Raw genomic sequence first — 19574 nt, 5'->3', positions numbered from 1 at the left:
CGCCATGACCGATCACACCTTGCGCCTTGCCGGCCTCGAGCCGTTCAACGTCACGTCCGGGACGCTCTTCATCAACGTGGGCGAACGCACCAACGTGACCGGCTCGAAGGCGTTTGCGCGAATGATCCTGAACGACCAGTTCGACGATGCGATCGCGGTCGCGCGCCAGCAGGTCGAAAACGGCGCGCAGATCATCGACGTCAACATGGACGAAGCGATGCTCGATTCGAAAGCGGCGATGGTGCGCTTCATGAATCTGATCGCGTCGGAACCGGATATCGCGCGCGTGCCGATCATGATCGACTCGTCGAAGTGGGAAGTGATCGAAGCGGGCCTGAAGTGCGTGCAGGGCAAGGCCATCGTCAACTCGATCTCGCTGAAGGAAGGCGAAGAAGCGTTCCGCCACCACGCGAACCTGATTCGCCGCTACGGCGCGGCCGCCGTGGTGATGGCCTTCGACGAACAGGGCCAGGCCGACACCTTCGAGCGCAAGACGCAGATCTGCAAGCGCTCGTATGACTTCCTCGTCAACGAAGTCGGCTTCCCGCCGGAAGACATCATCTTCGATCCGAACATCTTCGCGATCGCGACCGGCATCGAAGAGCACAACAACTACGCGGTCGACTTCATCAACGCAACGCGCTGGATCAAGCAGAATCTGCCGTACGCGAAGGTGAGCGGCGGCGTGTCCAACGTGTCGTTCTCGTTTCGCGGCAATGATCCGGTGCGCGAAGCGATCCACACCGTGTTCCTCTACCACGCGATCCAGGCGGGCATGGACATGGGCATCGTCAACGCGGGCCAGCTCGGCGTGTATGCCGACCTCGATCCGGAGTTGCGCGAACGCGTGGAAGACGTCGTGCTGAACCGCCGTGAAGACGGCACCGACCGGCTGCTCGAAATCGCCGACAAGTTCAAGACCGGCGCCGCGAAGAAGGAAGAGAATCTGGAGTGGCGCAACCAGCCGGTCGAAAAACGTCTGTCGCATGCGCTCGTGCATGGCATCACCAACTTCATCGTCGAAGACACCGAGGAAGTGCGTGCGAAGATCGCCGCCGAAGGCGGCCGTCCGATCAATGTGATCGAAGGCCCGCTGATGGACGGCATGAACATCGTCGGCGACCTGTTCGGGCAGGGCAAGATGTTCCTGCCGCAAGTGGTGAAGTCGGCGCGCGTCATGAAGCAGGCGGTCGCGCATCTGATTCCGTATATCGAGGAAGAGAAGAAGCAGCTCGCCGAAGCCGGCGCCGACGTGCGTGCGAAGGGCAAGATCGTCATCGCCACGGTGAAGGGCGACGTGCACGATATCGGCAAGAACATCGTCTCCGTGGTGCTTCAGTGCAATAACTTCGAAGTGGTCAACATGGGCGTGATGGTCTCGTGCAACGACATTCTCGCCAAGGCGAAGGTCGAAGGCGCGGACATCATCGGGCTCTCCGGGTTGATCACGCCGAGCCTCGAAGAGATGGCGTACGTCGCATCGGAAATGCAGCGCGACGACTACTTCCGCATCAAGAAGATTCCGCTGCTGATCGGCGGCGCCACCACCTCGCGCGTGCACACCGCGGTGAAGATCGCGCCGCATTACGAAGGGCCGGTGGTCTACGTGCCGGACGCGTCGCGCTCGGTTTCCGTCGCGTCGAGCCTGCTGTCCGACGAGGGCGCGGCGAAGTACCTCGACGAACTCAAGTCCGATTACGACCGGATCCGCGACCAGCACGCCAACAAGAAAGCACTGCCTATGGTCACGCTGGCCGAAGCCCGCGCCAACAAGACCAGGGTCGACTGGGCGAGCTATCAGCCGGTCAAGCCGAAGTTCATCGGCCGCCGCGTGTTCAGGAACTTCGATCTGGCCGAACTGGCGACCTATATCGACTGGGGTCCGTTCTTCCAGACGTGGGACCTGGCGGGCCCCTATCCGGCCATCCTGAACGACGAGATCGTCGGCGAATCGGCGCGGCGCGTGTTCTCGGACGGCAAGTCGATGCTCGCGCGTCTGATCCAGGGCCGCTGGCTCCAGGCGAACGGCGTGATCGCGCTACTGCCCGCCAACACGGTGAACGACGACGACATCGAAATCTACACGGACGAATCGCGCTCGGAAGTCGCGCTCACGTGGCGCAATCTGCGCCAGCAAAGCGTGCGTCCGGTGGTGGACGGCGTGATGCGGCCGAACCGGTCGCTCGCTGACTTCATCGCGCCGAAAGACTCGGGCGTGGCCGACTACATCGGCATGTTCGCGGTGACGGCGGGACTCGGCGTCGACGTGAAGGAAAAGCAGTTCGAAAAAGATCACGACGACTACAGCGCGATCATGCTGAAGGCGCTCGCCGACCGTTTCGCCGAAGCCTTCGCCGAAGCGCTGCACGCCCGCGTGCGGCGCGACCTGTGGGGTTACGCAAATGACGAAACGCTCTCCACCGACGAACTGATCGCGGAAAAGTACCGCGGCATCCGTCCGGCGCCCGGCTATCCGGCCTGCCCGGATCACCTGGTGAAGCGCGACATGTTCAATGTGCTGCACGCCACCGAAATCGGCATGAGCGTGACCGAATCGCTGGCCATGCTGCCGGCGGCGAGCGTCTCCGGCTTCTATCTGGCACATCCGGACAGCACCTATTTCTCGGTCGGCAAGATCGGCCAGGACCAGCTGGAAGACTACGCGAGGCGCATGTCGCTCTCGAAAACGGATGCGGAGCGAGCCCTCGCGCCTTTGCTGTAAGCGCCGGGCGGCGAGGCGTGGCGGGAAACCCACTATATCGGGCATGAAAGACTGAATATTTGCGGCAACGTAATTTTCGGCTTTGTAGACTGAGGCGGCTTGACCCCGCCAGACGCGGCCAAAACGCGTCGGCTCATTAATTGCAATCGTCAACGGAGAAAATCGTATGAAGAAGCTGACGCTGTTGTTGACCGCTGTTTCGCTTGCCTTGGGCGCCTCGGTGGCACTGGCCCAGCCCGCCGCGCCTGGCGGCTCCAGTTCGGTCAGTTCGTATTCGCCGCCCACGGTGAAACACGTCAAGAAGCCGAAGAAGAAGAAAGTGAAGAAAGGTGCGTCGGCTCCAGCAGCCGCTGCGGCGGACGCCGCCAGCCAGTAAGCAGCACGGCAACGCCAGCCGGTTCGAATCTCTGAACGACAAAGAGCCCGCACAAGCGGGCTCTTTTCATGGGCATGTCGAGGTTCGCACCGCCGGGCGCAACGGCTCTGCGAAGCGAAGCGCAGTGCCGCGGCCCGTGGCCCGATCCGGGATCACAGACCCCAGACGATATCGGCGTTTTCCTTCTGCGCCGCGCGCAGCATGTCGAGGAACGGATACGCGCGCTGCGCGAGTCCCGGCGGAATCTCATGATGCTCGTGGCCGTCTTCTCCTTCGTGGAAATGGCCGTCGTGTTCGGCACGTTCCTGTTTGTCGACGGAAATTGCTGCTTCGAGTTTCTCGATGGCCGGGCTCAGTTCGTCGTGAGTGATGACGCCGCGTTCACCCAGCCGCTTGCCGACGATGCCGACCAGAAACTGCGCAAGATTTTCCAGCATCATCACGTCCGGGCAGGCGCGGCATTTGAAAGTAATCAGCATGACTGTTCCCTTTTTCGTTATGTTGGATTGGCGCGCGAACGGCTCGAAGACAGCCGCCGGCGCGCGTTACGTTGGCTCGCCGATCAGGCGTGGCGGCCACGGCCCTTGCTGGGCATCTCATTGAACATATTAGCACCTGCTAAAATCCGTCTGGACGGAAAAGCGTGCCGCAATGCGCCGCAGCGGCGAAGCATACGTGGCGTGGCTGGGCCGGCTGGCCGCGCCCCGCGTCATACCGCTGTCAGCCGCGCCGGCCGGCGCCACGGCAGCGCGTCGCCCACTGCGTCTGGCGTGTCGCAGGCAGCGTGCCTGATGTCGCAGGCAACGCAGCCGGCGCGCCTGATACGCCGCAGCGGGTGCGTGCCGCTTTCCACGCTTCTGACCAACCGGCCGCACCTCGCGCGCGGCCGGCGCCTCTTCCGCATCACCGGATTGCCTCACTGGACTCGCAACAAGCATGCTGCCTGCACATAAACATACCCTCGAAACACTGCTCGCCGACACGGTGAAGCAGGTCGCGCTTGCCTCGCAAGGCGCGTCCGAAGCCGCGTTCGTCTCGCCCACCATCACGCTGGAGCGCCCGAAGGTCGCCGCGCACGGCGACGTCGCATGCAACGTGGCGATGCAACTCGCCAAGCCGCTGCGCGCCAATCCGCGCCAGCTTGCGCAACAGATCGTCGACGCGCTGCTCGCGCAACCGGGAGCCCGCGATCTCGTCGAAGCCGCCGAAGTGGCCGGCCCCGGCTTCATCAACCTGCGCCTCACCGCCGCTGCCAAGCAGGCGGTGATCGCCGCTGTGTTCGCTGAAAAAGAACGCTTCGGCCGCTCGCAACGCGACGCCGGCAAGCATGTGCTGATCGAGTTCGTCTCGGCCAACCCGACCGGCCCGCTGCACGTCGGCCACGGCCGCCAGGCCGCGCTCGGCGACGCGCTCTCGAATGTGCTGGCCAGCCAGGGCTGGGACGTGCACCGCGAGTTCTACTACAACGACGCCGGCGTGCAGATCCAGACGCTCGCCCTGTCCACCCAGGCGCGCGCCCGCGGCCTCGCCCCCGGCGACGAAGGCTGGCCGGCTTCCGCATACAACGGCGAGTACATCGCCGACATCGCGAAAGACTATCTGAACGGCGCCACCGTGGCCGCGAGCGACGGCGAGCCGGTCACCGGCGCGCGCGACGTCGAAGACCTCGAAGCGATCCGCCGGTTCGCCGTGGCATATCTGCGCCGCGAGCAGGACATGGACTTGCAGGCGTTCGGCGTGAAGTTCGACCAGTACTACCTGGAGTCTTCGCTGTACAAGGAAGGCCGCGTCGAAAAGACCGTCGCGGCGCTGATCGCCGCCGGCAAGACCTACGAGCAGGAAGGCGCGCTGTGGCTGCGCACCACCGACGACGGCGACGACAAGGACCGCGTGATGCGCAAGACCGACGGCACCTATACGTACTTCGTGCCGGACGTCGCGTATCACGTCGCCAAATGGGAGCGCGGCTTCACCAAGGTCATCAACATTCAGGGTTCGGACCACCACGGCACGATCGCGCGGGTGCGCGCCGGCCTGCAGGGTCTCGGCATCGGCATTCCGAAGGGCTATCCCGACTACATTCTTCACAAAATGGTCACGGTCATGCGCAACGGCGAAGAGGTGAAAATCTCCAAGCGCGCCGGCAGCTACGTGACGGTGCGCGACCTGATCGAATGGTCGGGCGGCGCGACGCCGGGCTCGGAAGTCGATGTCGATCTGATCGACGAGGAAACGATTCGCCGCGGCCGCGACGCCGTGCGCTTTTTCCTGATCTCGCGCAAGGCGGACACGGAGTTCGTGTTCGACATCGACCTCGCGCTGAAACAGAACGACGAGAATCCGGTGCATTACGTGCAGTACGCGCACGCACGGATCTGCTCGGTGATCGCCGAGTGCAAGGCGCGCTACAACATGGACGAAAGCACGCTGGCGGACGTGGACGTCACGCCGCTCACCAGCGAACGCGCGATGGCCCTGCTGAACAAGCTCGCCGAATTCCCGGACATGCTGCAACATGCCGCCGACGAACTCGCGCCGCACGCGGTCGCGTTCTATCTGCGCGACCTCGCCGGGGAATTCCACTCGTTCTACAATGACAAAGCTGAGCGCGTGCTGGTCGACGATGCGGCCGAGCGCAATGCACGCGTGGCGCTGCTCGCGGCCACGCGTCAGGTGCTGGCCAACGGCCTCGCGACGATTGGCGTCTCCGCTCCCGTCAAGATGTAAGTCCTCCGGCGCAACATGCATGCGGCCGTCGTTATAATCGACGGCCGTTCCAGGATTCTTTTTGCAGGTGATTCATACGATGGCAAAACCACGCCGCACAACAAAGCAATCGAAACAAACCGGGGGGACTTTTCTCGGCATCGTGCTGGGCCTGATCGTCGGCCTTGCGATCGCGGTAGTGGTGGCGCTGTATATCACCCGTGCGCCCACGCCATTCGTCTCGAAGGTGGCGCCGCCCGCGGCGTCCGATTCCGGCGCGAGCCAGCCGCAGTACGACCCGAACCGTCCGCTGCAAGGCAAGACGCCGGGTCAGCCGGTGCCGCAGGCCGCGCAGCCGGCGCCGCCGAACACCGCGCCGGGCCAGACCAACGCGCAGACGCAGTCGGGCATGCTGGAAGAGCCGCAGATCGTCGAAGTGCCGCCCGCCAACGGCAACGCCGGCAACGCGAACGGCACGGCAGTCGCGCCGAAGCCCGCGCAGGACAACGGCACCGGCACGGCCGCCGCGCCGGTGAAGAAGCCGCAAGCCGCAAGCGCGCCGGCCGCCACCGCGGCGGGCGCGGCGCCTAAGGGCGGTTCGTCCACCGCCGCCAACGCCAGGCCCGGTTCGGGCGCGGCGCCGGCAGCGGGCGACGCGAACACCGGCTACTTCCTGCAAGTCGGCGCGTACAAGACCGCGGCGGACGCCGAACAGCAGCGCGCGCGTCTCGCCTTCCAGGGCTTCGAATCGAAGGTCACGCAGCGCGACGCCGGCGGCGTCACGTATTACCGCGTCCGCATCGGGCCGTTCTCGAAGTTCGAAGACATGAATTCGAGCCGCCAGCGTCTGTCCGACGCGGGCGTGGACACCGCGGTGATCCGCTTCACGAAACAATAAGCAAAAAGAAACAAACGGTGATTTGCCGGAACGCGCCGCCGCCGAACTATCGGCGCGCGGCGCGTGTCACAAGCACGACGGACGGCTGAAACCGTCCAGCGCCGAATCTCGAAGACAGTGGCGGGCATTTGCGTGGCGCCACTGCTTTACGCAAACCTGGGTCGACACAACATGAAAAAACTGCTGAGCATTCTGTTCCTCTCGCTAGGGCTCGTTGCCGCCACGGCGCACGCTTCGCCGGCCGCGCCGGTGTCGGGCAAGGACTACACCGTGCTGCCCACGGCGCAGCCAACCGACGTGCCCGCCGGCAAGATCGAAGTCACCGAATTCTTCTGGTACGGCTGCCCGCACTGCAACGAATTCAACCCGTACCTCGAAGCGTGGGTGAAGAAGCAGGCTCCGGACGTGGTGTTCAAGCGCGTGCCGGTCGCCTTCCGCGACGACTTCATTCCGCATTCCAGGATGTACCACGCGCTCGACGCACTCGGCCTCGCCACGCAACTCACGCCGAAGGTCTTCAACGAAATCCACGTCAACAAGGACTACCTGCTGACGCCGGAAGATCAGTCCAAATTCCTCGCGAAGAACGGCGTCGATCCGAAGAAATACATGGACGCGTACAACTCGTTCTCCACGCAAAGCGCGCTGCAGAAAGACAAGAAGCTGCTGGAAGACTACAAGATCGACGGCGTGCCGACACTGGCAGTCCAAGGCAAGTATGAAACCGGCCCCGCCGCCACCAACAGCCTGCCGGGCACGATCCAGGTGCTGGATTACCTGGTCGCGCAAGTCCGCGCCAAGAAGATGTAAAGCCAGGGCGCCGGAATGAGTTCACCGTTGAAGGTTTTCATTACCGGCGCCTCGAGCGGCATCGGCCTCGCGCTCGCGGCCGAATATGCGCGGCGCGGCGCGGTTCTCGGCCTCGTGGCCCGCCGCGGCGACGCCCTCGCCGCCTTCCAGCAGTCCCATCCGCAGAGCACCGTCTCCACCTATTCCGTCGACGTTCGCGACGCCGAAGCGCTCGCCGACGCGGCCGCGCAATTCATCGCGCAGCACGGCTTGCCGGACGTCGTGATCGCCAACGCCGGCGTCAGCCGCGGTGCGGTCACCGGCCACGGCGACCTGCGCACCTTCCGCGAAGTGATGGATATCAACTACTTCGGCATGGTCGCCACGTTCGAGCCATTCGCCGCCGCGATGAGCGCCGCGAGACACGGCACGCTGGTGGGAATCGCCAGCGTCGCCGGTGTGCGCGGCTTGCCGGGCTCCGGCGCGTACAGCGCGTCGAAATCGGCGGCGCTCAAGTATCTGGAAGCGTTGCGCGTCGAAATGCGGCCGCACGGCGTCGGCGTGGTCACCATTGCGCCCGGCTATATCCGCACGCCCATGACCGAGCACAACCCATACACCATGCCGTTCCTGATGGATGCCGACCGTTTCGCCGTGAAGGTGGCGCAGGCAATCGAGCGTCAAACGGCCTTCGCGGTGTTCCCCTGGCAGATGCGCATCGTGGCCATGCTGCTGCATGTGCTGCCGCGCTGGCTCTACGACCGTGCGTTCGAGCGCGCGCCGCGCAAGCCGCGCACCGCCGCCGAGGTCGAGTAAGCCATGCAACCGGGTGCGGTCGATGCAGCCGGCGTCGCGCACGAACCCGCAGGACCCGCGGCACGTATCGTCTCGCTGGTGCCGAGCATCACCGAACTGCTGTTCGCGCTCGGTCTGGACCGGCAGATTGTCGGCCGCACGGGTTTCTGCGTGCATCCGCACGACAAGGCGCGCCAGGTCCGCAAGGTCGGCGGCACCAAGGCCGTGAATCCCGACGCCATTCGCGCGTTGCGCCCCACCCATCTGATCGTCAATATCGACGAAAACGAGCGCGATACCGTCGAGCAATTGCGCGGGTTCGTGCCGCATATCGTCGTGACGCATCCGCAGACACCGCGGGACAATCTGGCGCTCTACACGCTGCTGGGCGCGATCTTCGATCGCGCGCGGGAAGCGGAGCGTCTGGGCGAAGCGCTCGAAGCCCGTCTGCACGAGGCGGCCGCGCACGCGTTCACGCCGCAAAACGTGCTGTATCTGATCTGGCGCGAGCCCTGGATGACCGTGGCGCGCGATACTTATATCTCCGCGATGCTGAGGCTCGTGAACTGGCACACGCTGCCCGATGTGCAAGGCGGTACGGCAGGCGCCGGACGCTACCCGGCGCTCGACTTCGACAGCGCGCCGTGGCTCGCCCGTGTCGAGCGCGTCCTGCTCTCCAGCGAGCCGTATCGCTTTACGCAGACCCATTGCGACGCACTGAAGCGCGATGCGCGGCTGGCCGGCAAGCGCATCGAGCTGATCGACGGGGAAATGGTGTCGTGGTACGGCGTGCGCGCGATCGAAGGCATTGCGTACCTGCTGCGGCGCGCCGCGGCGGCATGAACGCAGGCTGCGCGCCGCGAGGCCGGCCACAACCCGTCCATATGAATATGTGGATTATGTTGTTGTCGGCGCAACCACCCTTCGATAAGCTTTCGCGAAGGCCGACGCACGCATAGGCGGTTCCCTCAACCCTGCGCCAGCGCCGGAAACGTATCACAATAAAGAAGGCGGCTACGCTGGACAGCCGCCCATTTCTCGTCAACGGAACATAACCACACAACCAGACGCACTGCCTGACTGCGCTCGTTATGGGAGATCCTATGCGCTTCAAACTGCTCGCAGCCGCCGTACTGTTCACGGCGCCCGCGCTCGTGCTCGCCAAACCGCTGACCGTCTGTACCGAGTCGAGCCCCGACGGCTTCGATGTCGTGCAGTTCAATTCGCTCGTCACGACCAATGCGTCGGCCGACGTGATCTTCAACTCGCTGGTCTCGTACGACGAGGCCGCGAAGAAAGTGGTACCGGCGCTGGCCGACAAGTGGGACGTGAGTGCCGACGGCCTCACGTACACGTTCCATCTGCGCCCCAACGTGCAGTTCCAGACCACCGACTACTTCAAGCCCACCCGGCCGCTGAATGCCGACGACGTCGTCTTCACGTTCGAGCGCATGCTCGACGACAGCAATCCGTGGCACAAGGTAGCGGGCGCGAGCGGCTTCCCGCATGCGCAGTCGATGGGCCTGCCGAAGCTCATCAAATCCATCAGCAAGGTCGACGACAACACCGTCAAGTTCGAACTGAACGCGCCGGACGCAACCTTCGTGTCGATCCTCACAATGGGTTTCGCCTCGATCTATTCGGCTGAATACGCCGACCAGTTGCTCAAGGCCGGCAAGCAGGCCGATCTGAATTCGAAGCCGATCGGCACGGGTCCGTTCGAACTGAAGAGCTATACGAAAGACGCCGTGATCCGCTACGACGTGAACCCGGCCTACTGGGGTCCAAAGCCGAAGATCGACCGCCTGATCTATGCGATCACGCCGGACGCCACGGTGCGGGCGCAAAAGGTGAAAGCGGGCGAATGCCAGATCGCCTTGTCGCCGAAGCCGCAGGATCTTGCCGAAGCGAAAAGCGACAAGTCGCTCGCCATCGTGCAGACGCCGGCCTTCATGACGGCGTTCGTCGCGTTGAACACGCAAAAGAAGCCGCTCGACAACCAGAAGGTGCGCGCGGCACTGAACATGGCGTTCGACCGCACCACGTATCTGAAGACGGTGTTCGACAACACGGCGACGCCGGCCGTGAACCCGTATCCGCCGAACACGTGGAGCTACAACAAGTCCGTGAAGGCGTGGCCGTACGACCCGGCAAAGGCAAAGAAACTGCTCGCCGACGCGGGCTATCCGAACGGCTTCGAAACGACCATCTGGGTACGCCCGAACGGCAGCGTGCTGAATCCGAATCCGAAGGCCGGCGCGGAACTGCTGCAAGCCGACTTCGCGAAGATCGGCGTGAAGGCCGAGGTGAAGGTGATCGAGTGGGGTGAACTGATCAAGGAGGCCAAGCAAGGCCAGCATGATTCGCTGTTCATGGGCTGGGCGGGCGACAACGGCGATCCGGATAATTACCTCTCGCCGCTGTTCAGCTGCAACGCGGTGAAATCGGGCATCAACTTCGCGCGTTTCTGCGATCAGGATCTGGACAAGCTGATTGCGGACGGCAAGGCAACGCCGGATCAGTCAAAGCGCGCGAAAGCCTATGAGCAGGCGCAGCAGGTCATTCACGATCAGGCGTTGTGGATTCCGCTGGGCTATCCGACCGCGGCGGCGATCACGCGTACGAACGTGAGCGGCTATCACGTGAGTCCGTTTGGACGGCAGAACTTCGGGACGGTGTCGGTGCAGTAATCGCTTCTGCGTGTGAACGCGCAGAAAAAAGCCCGGTTGCGTCAGCACCGGGCTTTTTTATCTGCGCGCCACCCGCGATCACGCGGGCGAAAACCGTATCACGCCGTCCGCGTCCTGCTTACGCTTCAACTCGCCCGCCAGCCACAGCAAATGCAGGTGAGCCAACGCTTCGCCCATCGCGAACGTCATCTGATGAATATCGAGCTGGCGCTTGAACATGAGCGGCACGATATCCGCCGCGCTCTGCGGTTGCTCCGCGCATGCCTCGCGTACTTCCGCCAGACGCGCGTCGTGATGCTCGCGCAATTGCCGGATCCGCGTGCGCACGCCGCGAAACGGCTTGCCATGCGACGGCAGCACGAGCGTGTCCTCCGGCATCGTCTCGTAGCGGCCGAGCGACTCCAGATACAGCGCGAGCGGTGAGCCTTCCGGTTCCATATCGAATACCGACACATTGGTCGAAATGCGCGGCAGCACCATGTCGCCGGAGATCAGCACGCCGGTCTCTTCGCAGAACAACGCGCAGTGTTCCGGCGAATGGCCGAAGCCGGTCACCACGCGCCACGTCTTGCCGCCGATCTTCACACCGTCCGCTTCCCGCAGACGGCGATACTGGCCCGGAATCTCCGGCACGAGGCTGGAGTAATAGCTCTTGCGATTGCGCAGTTTTTCGAGCGATTCCTCGTCGGTCACACCGTGCCGCGCGAAGTGCCGCGCCGCGCCTTCGCCGCCCGCATTCGAACCGTCGCCAGCCGCCATCACACGGGCCTGCATGTATTCACCGAGCGTCGTCCACAGCCGCACGTCCCAGCGCTTTTTGTCGCCGCCCGCGCAGATCCAGTGCGCAAGGCCGATGTGATCGGGATGGCAATGCGTGACGATCACGCGCAGCACGGGCAGACCGTCGAGCACCGAGTCGAACACCTTCTCCCAGTTCTCCCTGATCGTGTCCGAAGCAATGCCGCAGTCCACCACTGTCCAGCCCTGCTGGCCGTCGATTTCGTCGCGCAACAGCCAGAGGTTGATGTGATCCAGCGCGAACGGCAGCGGCATGCGCAGCCAGAACACACCTGGCGCGACTTCCATTGCGTGACCCGGGTCCGGCAAGGCGTCGTTGAACGGGTAGTCGAGTTGGTGTTCGAGTGCATTCATTGTGGGTGTCTTCCTCCGTCGGCCGACCGGCATGGCGAGGTATGCGATGCCGGTCGGCGTGGTTGCGGCGTGCTGGTGCCGTACTGCGGCCGTATTGCGCCTGGTTGCGTTCAACTCAAGTTGACGATAACGTAAACGTCGATTCTATCGTTCAATCCGATTTTCTGCCCGGCCACGGAATGCCCCGATGAACACGCAATACACGATCACCGAGCTCGCGCGGGAATTCGACGTCACGCCGCGCGCGATCCGCTTCTACGAAGACCAGGGTTTACTCTCGCCGAGCCGTGAAGGATCGAGCGGCTTGCGGCGCGTCTATTCGGGCCGCGACCGAACGCGCCTGAAGCTCACGTTGCGCGGCAAGCGGCTCGGCTTCACGCTGTCGGAAATTCGCGATCTGCTGGACGTGTACGAGTCGCCGACAGACACGGTGCCGCAATTGCACGCATTCCTCGCCACGGTGGCGCGTCATCGCGAAGTGCTGGAGCGTCAACTGGAAGACCTGAACGCGACGCTCGAAGACCTCGCGCAATACGAAACCCAGGCGCGCGCGCTGCTGGAAACCGGCACACGCGAAGCCAGGCCGGCATGAACAAGGGCGGCGCGACGCGTCGCGGGCGCACCCGGGCGATACAATCACGGGTGTCTTCACGACATGAGACGAATGCACGGTCGACATGAATCACTTTCCCAAATTGCTGTCGTCGCAAATCGGCTTTGACGTCGCACAGACGATGCTCGAAGGATTCGACCGGCATTACCGGATTTTTCGCGACGCCGCGATCCACGCCAAGACGCTCTTTGAACAGGCCGACTGGCATGGTCTGCAAAAGCTCGCGCGCGACCGCATTACCTCGTACGACGAACGCGTCGAGGAATGCGTCGAACTGCTCGAAGACGAATACGACGCGGAAAATATCGACGACGAAGTGTGGCAGCAGATCAAGCTGCACTATATCGGCCTTTTGACCACGCACCGCCAGCCCGAATGCGCGGAGACGTTTTTCAATTCGGTGTGCTGCAAGATCCTGCACCGCTCGTACTTCAGCAACGATTTCATTTTCGTGCGCCCGGCCATCTCGACCGAATACATCGAGAACGACGAACCGGCCGCGAAGCCGACCTACCGTGCGTACTATCCCGGCAAGGATGGGCTCGCGGCAACGCTCGAACGCATTGTCACGAACTTCCAGTTGGAGCCGCCGTTTGAAGACCTGACACGCGACGTCGGCTGCGTGATGCAGGCAATCCAGGACGCGTTCGGCGTGTTCGACGAAGCGCCCAACTTTCAGATTCACGTGCTCTCGTCGCTGTTCTACCGGAACAAGTCGGCGTATATCATCGGGCGGATCATCAACGGCGATCTGCTGATGCCGTTCGCGGTGCCGCTGCGGCATGTGAAACCGGGCGTGCTCGCGCTCGACACGGTACTGCTCAAGCGCGACCAGTTGCTGATCATTTTCAGCTTTTCGCATTCGTACTTCCTCGTAGATATGGAAGTGCCGTCCGCTTATGTCGAGTTTCTCGGCACCATCATGCAGGGCAAACCGAAAGCGGAAATCTATACGTCGGTGGGTTTGCAGAAGCAGGGCAAGAATCTGTTCTATCGCGACCTGCTGCATCACCTGTCGCATTCGAGCGATCAGTTCATCATCGCGCCCGGCATCAAGGGGCTCGTGATGCTGGTGTTCACGCTGCCCTCGTTTCCGTACGTGTTCAAGCTGATCAAGGACAGCTTCCCGCCGCCGAAGGAAACCACGCGCGCGCAGATCAAGGAAAAGTATCAGCTCGTCAAACGGCACGACCGCCTGGGCCGCATGGCCGACACACTCGAATATTCGAGCGTCGCGTTGCCGGTCTCGCGGCTCGATGAAGCGCTGGTGCGTGAACTCGAAAAGGAAGTGCCGTCGCTGATCGAATACGACGGCGACAGCCTGGTGATTCGCCATATGTATATCGAACGCCGCATGGTGCCGCTGAATCTGTTCCTCCAGAACGGCAACGACGAGGACATCGAACACGGCATCAAGGAATACGGCAATGCAATCAAGGAACTGATGCAGGCGAACATCTTTCCGGGCGACATGCTGTACAAGAACTTCGGCGTCACGCGTCACGGCCGCGTGGTGTTCTACGACTACGATGAAATCGAATATCTGACCGACTGCAACGTGCGCGCGGTGCCGGCGCCACGCAACGAGGAAGACGAAATGTCCGGCGAGCCGTGGTACTCGGTCGGCCCGCACGATATTTTCCCGGAGACGTACGGCACATTTCTGCTCGGCGACCCACGCGTGCGCCGTTCCTTCATGCAGCATCACGCGGACTTCTTCGATCCTGCGCTATGGCAACGGCACAAGGATCATCTATTGAAAGGCGAACTGGCCGATTTTTTCCCGTACGACGGCAGCGTGCGCTTCTGCATGCGCTATCCGGAGCGCTTTGCCGATGCCGCCGGAGCCGCATCAAACGAGCAGGACGCGCCGGACGCCGGGCGCAGCGTGCGGGCAGCGTGAGACTCATACGCTGCTCGCCGTGTTGAATGCCTCGTCCTAACCTTATGTAACGACATCGACCGGTCAAGCGGTCGAGCAACCACTCAGACGCACCATGAACACTAACGCTTCGCCTCCTGACAATCCGCTCTCGCATCTGTTCGACAACAACGAAGCGTGGGTTGCCCGCAAGCTGTCCGAAGACCCTGAGTATTTTTCGCGCCTCGCTCATCAGCAGACGCCCGAGTATCTGTGGATCGGCTGCTCCGATTCGCGCGTGCCGGCGAACCAGATCATCGGCCTGCCGCCGGGCGAAGTGTTCGTGCACAGAAACATTGCCAACGTGGTGGTGCATACCGATCTGAACTGTCTGTCGGTCATCCAGTTCGCCGTCGATCTGCTGAAGGTCAAGCACATCATGGTGGTCGGCCACTACGGCTGCTCGGGCGTCGGCGCGGCGCTGCACGGCCGCCGCGTGGGTCTCGCGGACAACTGGCTGCATCACGTGCAGGACGTGCGCACCAAGCATGCGGCGCTGATCGAGGAATGGCCGATCGGTGAGGCGCGTCACCGGCGCCTGGTCGAACTGAACGCGATCGAACAGGTGATGAACGTATGCCGCACCACCATCGTCAACGACGCGTGGGCACGCGGCCAGGAGTTGACCGTGCACGGCTGGGCGTATGGCGTGCATGACGGCAAGGTGCGCAATCTCGGCATGACGATCCGCGAGCCGGGCGCGCTCGACGCAACCTATCAGAAGTGTGTGGCGGCAGTGTCGGCCGGCGGCGCACACAACGCGGACAACGACGTGGTGGCCGCCGACGCGGCGCAGCTCGGCGACGTGCCGGCCATTGTCGAAGGCGTCATCAAGGAGCTTAAACATGAGTGAGACACACATGAGCGGGACAAAAGCTGATCCGATCGTCATCGTGGGCGTGGCCCGCACGCCGATGGCGGCATTCCAGGGCGACTTCGCCACGCTGAGCGCGCCGCAATTGGGTTCGGTGGCAATCCAGGCGGCCGTGCAGCGCGCCGGCCTTAAACCCGAACAGATCGACGAAGTGGTGATGGGTTGCGTGCTGCCCGCCGGCCTCGGCCAGGCGCCCGCGCGTCAGGCCGCGCTCGGCGCCGGCTTGCCGCTCGCCACCGGCAGCACCACGGTGAACAAGATGTGCGGCTCAGGCATGCGCGCGGCCATGTTCGCGCACGACATGCTCGCCGCGGGTTCCGTCGACGTGATCGTTGCGGGCGGCATGGAAAGCATGACGAACGCGCCGTATCTGCTGCCCAAAGCGCGGGCGGGAATGCGCATGGGCCACGGTCAGGTGATCGACCACATGTTCTACGACGGTCTCGAAGACGCCTATGAAAAAGGCCGTCTGATGGGCTCCTTCGCCGAGGAATGCGCGGCTTCGTTCGACTTCACGCGCGAGGCGCAGGACGCGTTCGCCGTCGAGTCGCTCGCTCGTGCTAAGCGTGCGAACGAGGACGGTTCGTTCGCCTGGGAAATCGCGCCGGTGAAAGTGGAGAGCCGCAAGGGCGAAGTCACCATCGATCGCGACGAACAGCCGTTCAAAGCGAACATCGAGAAGATTCCGACGCTCAAGCCCGCGTTCAGCAAAACCGGCACCGTGACGGCGGCGAACTCGTCGTCGATTTCCGACGGCGCGGCCGCGCTCGTCATGATGCGCGAGTCGACGGCGAAGCGCCTGGGCGTCCAGCCGATTGCGCGCGTGGTCGGCCACTCGACCCTCGCGCAGGAACCGGCGAAGTTCACCACCGCGCCGGTCGGCGCGATTCGCAAGCTGTTCGAGAAGAACGGCTGGCGCGCCGACGAAGTCGATCTGTTTGAAGTCAACGAAGCCTTTGCTGTCGTGACGATGGCCGCCATGAAGGAGCACCATCTGCCGCACGAGAAGGTCAACGTGAACGGCGGCGCCTGTGCGCTCGGCCACCCGATCGGCGCGTCGGGCGCGCGCATTCTCGTCACGCTGATCGGCGCGCTGAAAAAGCGCGGCGGCAAGCGCGGCGTCGCGACGCTGTGTATCGGCGGCGGCGAAGCGACGGCAATGGGTATCGAACTCGTGTAACGCGCGTTTTCGCGGCGCTCTGTTTTGATGGCTTGAGGTGTTCGATGAAGACTGTGTTGATCGTCGGTGCGTCGCGTGGCATTGGCCAGGAGTTTGTGCGGCAGTACAAGAAGAGCGGCTGGCGCGCGCTCGCCACCGCCCGCGACGGCGCCGCGCTTGACGCGTTGAACGAACTCGGCGCGGAAACGTTCTCGCTCGATGTGAGCATGCCGGAGGAAATCGCCGCGCTCGGCTGGAAGCTCGACGGTGAACGGCTCGATGCGGCGATTCTGGTGTCGGGCGTCTACGGCCCGCGCACCGAAGGCATCGAGACGATCACCGCCGAAGACTTCGACCACGTCATGCACACCAATGTGCGCGGACCGATGCAATTGATGCCGATCCTGCTGCCGCTCGTCGAAGAAGCGGGCGGCGTATTCGCGGTGATTTCGAGCAAGATGGGCAGCATCGGCGACGCGAGCGGCACGACCGGCTGGCTGTATCGCGCGAGCAAGGCGGCGCTGAACGATGCGCTGAAACTCGCGTCGCTGGAGGCAAAGCGCGCCGCGTGCATTTCGTTGCATCCGGGCTGGGTTCGCACCGACTTGGGCGGCGCGCAGGCTGCGATCGATCCGGCGCGCAGCGTTACCGGCATGCGTGAAGTGCTCGCGCAAGCGGCGACCGAGCATGAAGCATTCAACGGCCGGTTTTATCAGTACGACGGTACGTTACTCGACTGGTGAGTGGAGGCTTGGATGGGAGCGGAGTTGGCGGTAAAGCGCTGACTCTGGTCGACCGCTGTGCATGGGACCAGAGTAAGCGCTGAAGCGCTAACTCTGGTCGACCGCCGTGCATGGGACCAGAGTAAGCGCTGAAGCGCTAACTCTGGTCGACAGGAGACACACGTATGGTGCTTGATCAGGATCACCTGATGGTGCGCGATGCACTGCGCACGTTCGTCCGCGAAGCAATCACGCCGCATGCGGCGACATGGGACCGCGAGCGCACGTTTCCGAAAGACGTGCACCGCCAGCTCGCGCAACTCGGCGCGTATGGCGTGCTGGTGCCCGAAACATACGGCGGCGCCGGCATGGACGCGCTGGCGCTCGCGCTAATTCTCGAAGAAATCGCAGCCGGCGACGGCGGCACGTCGACGGCCATCTCCGTCAACAACTGCCCGGTGTGCAGCATCCTGCTGACCTACGGCAACGACGCGCAGAAACGCGAGTGGCTCACGCCGCTCGCGCGCGGCGACATGCTCGGGGCCTTTTGCCTGACCGAACCGCAAGCCGGTTCCGACGCCTCCGCGCTGCGCACCACCGCGACACGCGAGGGCGACGAGTACCTGCTGAACGGCGTCAAACAGTTCATCACGAGCGGCAGGAACGGCCATGTCGCGATCGTCATGGCCGTGACCGACAAAGCCGCGGGCAAGCGCGGCATCAGCGCGTTTATCGTGCCCACCGATACGCCGGGCTATGTCGTCGCGCGGGTCGAAGACAAGCTCGGCCAGCATTCGTCGGACACCGCGCAGATCATTTTCGAGGATTGTCGCGTGCCGGCCGCCAACCTGATCGGCGCGCAAGGCGAAGGCTACCGGATCGCGCTGTCGGGGCTCGAAGGCGGCCGCATCGGTATCGCCGCGCAAAGCGTCGGCATGGCGCGCGCCGCGTTCGAAGCCGCGCTGAGCTATGCGAAGGAGCGCGAGAGCTTCGGCGTGCCGCTCTTTTCGCACCAGGCCGTACAATTCCGCCTCGCCGACATGGCGACGCAACTCGAGGCCGCGCGCCAGTTGATCTGGCACGCCGCCTCGTTGAAAGACGCCGGCCAACCCTGCCTCACCGAAGCCGCGATGGCCAAACTGTTCGCGTCCGAAGCCGCCGAGCGCATCTGTTCGGCCGCCTTACAGATTCATGGCGGCTACGGCTATCTGAGCGACTTCCCGGTCGAGCGGATCTACCGCGACGTGCGGGTCTGCCAGATCTATGAAGGCACCAGCGACATCCAGAAAATCCTGATCGCGCGCGGTCTTGGCTGAAAGACTGATGAATAAGCAACTGTTGCCGTTACAACGACCTTCCGATTGTCCCTGCGGCGGCGCCGCGCCCGATCAGCGCAGCGGCGCCAGGGCGCCCCGCTTCGCGCAATGCTGCGGCCGCTATATCGACGGCGGCGAAGCCGCGCCACGAGCTCATGAACTGATGCGTTCGCGCTATAGCGCGTATGTTGTGGGTGCAACGGATTATCTGCGCGCCACCTGGGCAGCTCACACCTGCCCCGCCGACCTCGACGCGGACCCGGCCGCCCCCGATGCGCCGCGTTGGCTCGGACTGCAGATCAAGGCGTTCGCCGAAACCGACGCTCATCACGCCACGGTCGAATTCGTCGCGCGCTATAAGGTGGGCGGCCGCGCGCACCGGCTGCACGAACTGAGCCGCTTCGTGCGCGGAGAAGACGGCCGCTGGCGCTACGTGGACGGCGACGTCAGCGAATAAGCCTTCCCGCTTCTTACACCACGCCACGCGTCCCTACGCCGCGCTCACATATGGCCCTGATAGCAGGGCCATTTTTTCATGTTGGCTCGATGCCACAACGCCCGCGCCGCGCCTGATTGCTTCGTTGCACCAAACACCCGCGAGGCCTGCATCGAGCGGCCGCAGGCGGCAAATCGGCGCGCGGCAAATTTTGCGTCGCGGGTTCTCCTTGATTGCACAAAACAAAATTGTCGTGCCAGGATAAGGCCGTAGCTTCATGACGTCACGTTGCGAGAGCCGATTCATACCAACTCCGCAAATTGCGCAGGACGCCCTGCCGGGCACCAGACAGTGTGGGTCCGGCGGCGGCTTCAGGCAGCAGGCGTGACGCTCATCATCGGCGCG

At 63.6% G+C, this 19574-nt stretch carries 17 protein-coding genes; 15 read left to right on the top strand and 2 right to left on the bottom strand.

Annotated features, from left to right (window positions below):
* Nucleotides 1-4: 4 nt before the first annotated feature.
* Entirely contained in the window at nt 5-2722 is a 2718-nt protein-coding gene (gene metH, locus BXE_RS01090; RefSeq protein ID WP_011486599.1) for a methionine synthase, read from the top strand.
* Between the two features lie 166 nt (nt 2723-2888).
* Nucleotides 2889-3098, top strand: coding sequence for a hypothetical protein (locus tag BXE_RS01085; RefSeq protein ID WP_038457056.1), 210 nt, complete (start codon nt 2889-2891; stop codon nt 3096-3098).
* Between the two features lie 152 nt (nt 3099-3250).
* Here BXE_RS01085 and BXE_RS01080 read toward each other — a convergent pair whose 3' ends face one another.
* A complete protein-coding gene (locus tag BXE_RS01080) occupies nt 3251-3577 on the bottom strand; it encodes a DUF1840 domain-containing protein (RefSeq protein WP_007179537.1) in 327 nt (108 codons plus the stop codon).
* 457 nt (nt 3578-4034) lie between these two features.
* On the opposite strand from BXE_RS01080, the gene argS reads away from it, so the two are divergent.
* The 6 genes from argS to BXE_RS01050 all read left to right on the top strand — a co-directional run bounded on the left by argS (nt 4035) and on the right by BXE_RS01050 (nt 10976).
* Nucleotides 4035-5825, top strand: coding sequence for an arginine--tRNA ligase (gene argS, locus BXE_RS01075; protein ID WP_011486598.1), 1791 nt, complete (start codon nt 4035-4037; stop codon nt 5823-5825).
* Between the two features lie 61 nt (nt 5826-5886).
* Entirely contained in the window at nt 5887-6702 is an 816-nt protein-coding gene (locus BXE_RS01070; RefSeq protein WP_038457058.1) for an SPOR domain-containing protein, read from the top strand.
* Nucleotides 6703-6873: 171 nt separating this feature from the next.
* Nucleotides 6874-7512, top strand: a complete 639-nt coding sequence (locus BXE_RS01065; RefSeq protein ID WP_011486596.1) for a thiol:disulfide interchange protein DsbA/DsbL — start codon at nt 6874-6876, stop codon at nt 7510-7512.
* 15 nt (nt 7513-7527) lie between these two features.
* Entirely contained in the window at nt 7528-8307 is a 780-nt protein-coding gene (locus BXE_RS01060) for an SDR family oxidoreductase (RefSeq protein WP_011486595.1), read from the top strand.
* A gap of 3 nt (nt 8308-8310) precedes the next feature.
* The gene (locus tag BXE_RS01055) at nt 8311-9129 is read left to right on the top strand and encodes a cobalamin-binding protein (protein WP_011486594.1); all 819 of its coding nucleotides are present in this window, start codon (nt 8311-8313) and stop codon (nt 9127-9129) included.
* 260 nt (nt 9130-9389) lie between these two features.
* Nucleotides 9390-10976, top strand: a complete 1587-nt coding sequence (locus BXE_RS01050; RefSeq protein ID WP_011486593.1) for an ABC transporter substrate-binding protein — start codon at nt 9390-9392, stop codon at nt 10974-10976.
* A 78-nt stretch (nt 10977-11054) separates the two neighbouring features.
* Here BXE_RS01050 and BXE_RS01045 read toward each other — a convergent pair whose 3' ends face one another.
* Nucleotides 11055-12128, bottom strand: coding sequence for an MBL fold metallo-hydrolase (locus BXE_RS01045; protein WP_011486592.1), 1074 nt, complete (start codon nt 12126-12128; stop codon nt 11055-11057).
* A 187-nt stretch (nt 12129-12315) separates the two neighbouring features.
* On the opposite strand from BXE_RS01045, the gene BXE_RS01040 reads away from it, so the two are divergent.
* The 7 genes from BXE_RS01040 to BXE_RS01010 all read left to right on the top strand — a co-directional run bounded on the left by BXE_RS01040 (nt 12316) and on the right by BXE_RS01010 (nt 19190).
* Nucleotides 12316-12720, top strand: coding sequence for a MerR family transcriptional regulator (locus BXE_RS01040; protein ID WP_007179545.1), 405 nt, complete (start codon nt 12316-12318; stop codon nt 12718-12720).
* 85 nt (nt 12721-12805) lie between these two features.
* Nucleotides 12806-14644: a bifunctional isocitrate dehydrogenase kinase/phosphatase gene (gene aceK / locus BXE_RS01035; RefSeq protein ID WP_011486591.1), complete on the top strand. Its 1839-nt coding sequence runs from the start codon at nt 12806-12808 to the stop codon at nt 14642-14644.
* Between the two features lie 94 nt (nt 14645-14738).
* The gene (can, locus tag BXE_RS01030) at nt 14739-15515 is read left to right on the top strand and encodes a carbonate dehydratase (protein ID WP_011486590.1); all 777 of its coding nucleotides are present in this window, start codon (nt 14739-14741) and stop codon (nt 15513-15515) included.
* The gene (locus BXE_RS01025; RefSeq protein WP_011486589.1) at nt 15508-16716 is read left to right on the top strand and encodes an acetyl-CoA C-acetyltransferase; all 1209 of its coding nucleotides are present in this window, start codon (nt 15508-15510) and stop codon (nt 16714-16716) included. The genes can and BXE_RS01025 overlap by 8 nt, the downstream gene beginning before the upstream one ends.
* A 44-nt stretch (nt 16717-16760) precedes the next feature.
* Nucleotides 16761-17438: an SDR family oxidoreductase gene (locus BXE_RS01020; protein WP_011486588.1), complete on the top strand. Its 678-nt coding sequence runs from the start codon at nt 16761-16763 to the stop codon at nt 17436-17438.
* Nucleotides 17439-17602: 164 nt separating this feature from the next.
* Nucleotides 17603-18733, top strand: a complete 1131-nt coding sequence (locus tag BXE_RS01015) for an acyl-CoA dehydrogenase family protein (protein WP_011486587.1) — start codon at nt 17603-17605, stop codon at nt 18731-18733.
* A gap of 7 nt (nt 18734-18740) precedes the next feature.
* Nucleotides 18741-19190: a YchJ family protein gene (locus BXE_RS01010; protein WP_011486586.1), complete on the top strand. Its 450-nt coding sequence runs from the start codon at nt 18741-18743 to the stop codon at nt 19188-19190.
* Nucleotides 19191-19574 lie beyond the last annotated feature (384 nt).

The organism is Paraburkholderia xenovorans LB400 (assembly GCF_000013645.1).
In the GTDB taxonomy this organism is placed as follows: domain Bacteria; phylum Pseudomonadota; class Gammaproteobacteria; order Burkholderiales; family Burkholderiaceae; genus Paraburkholderia; species Paraburkholderia xenovorans.
Note: the sequence above shows the minus strand (reverse complement) of the source record. Positions and strands in the feature narration are given on the sequence as shown.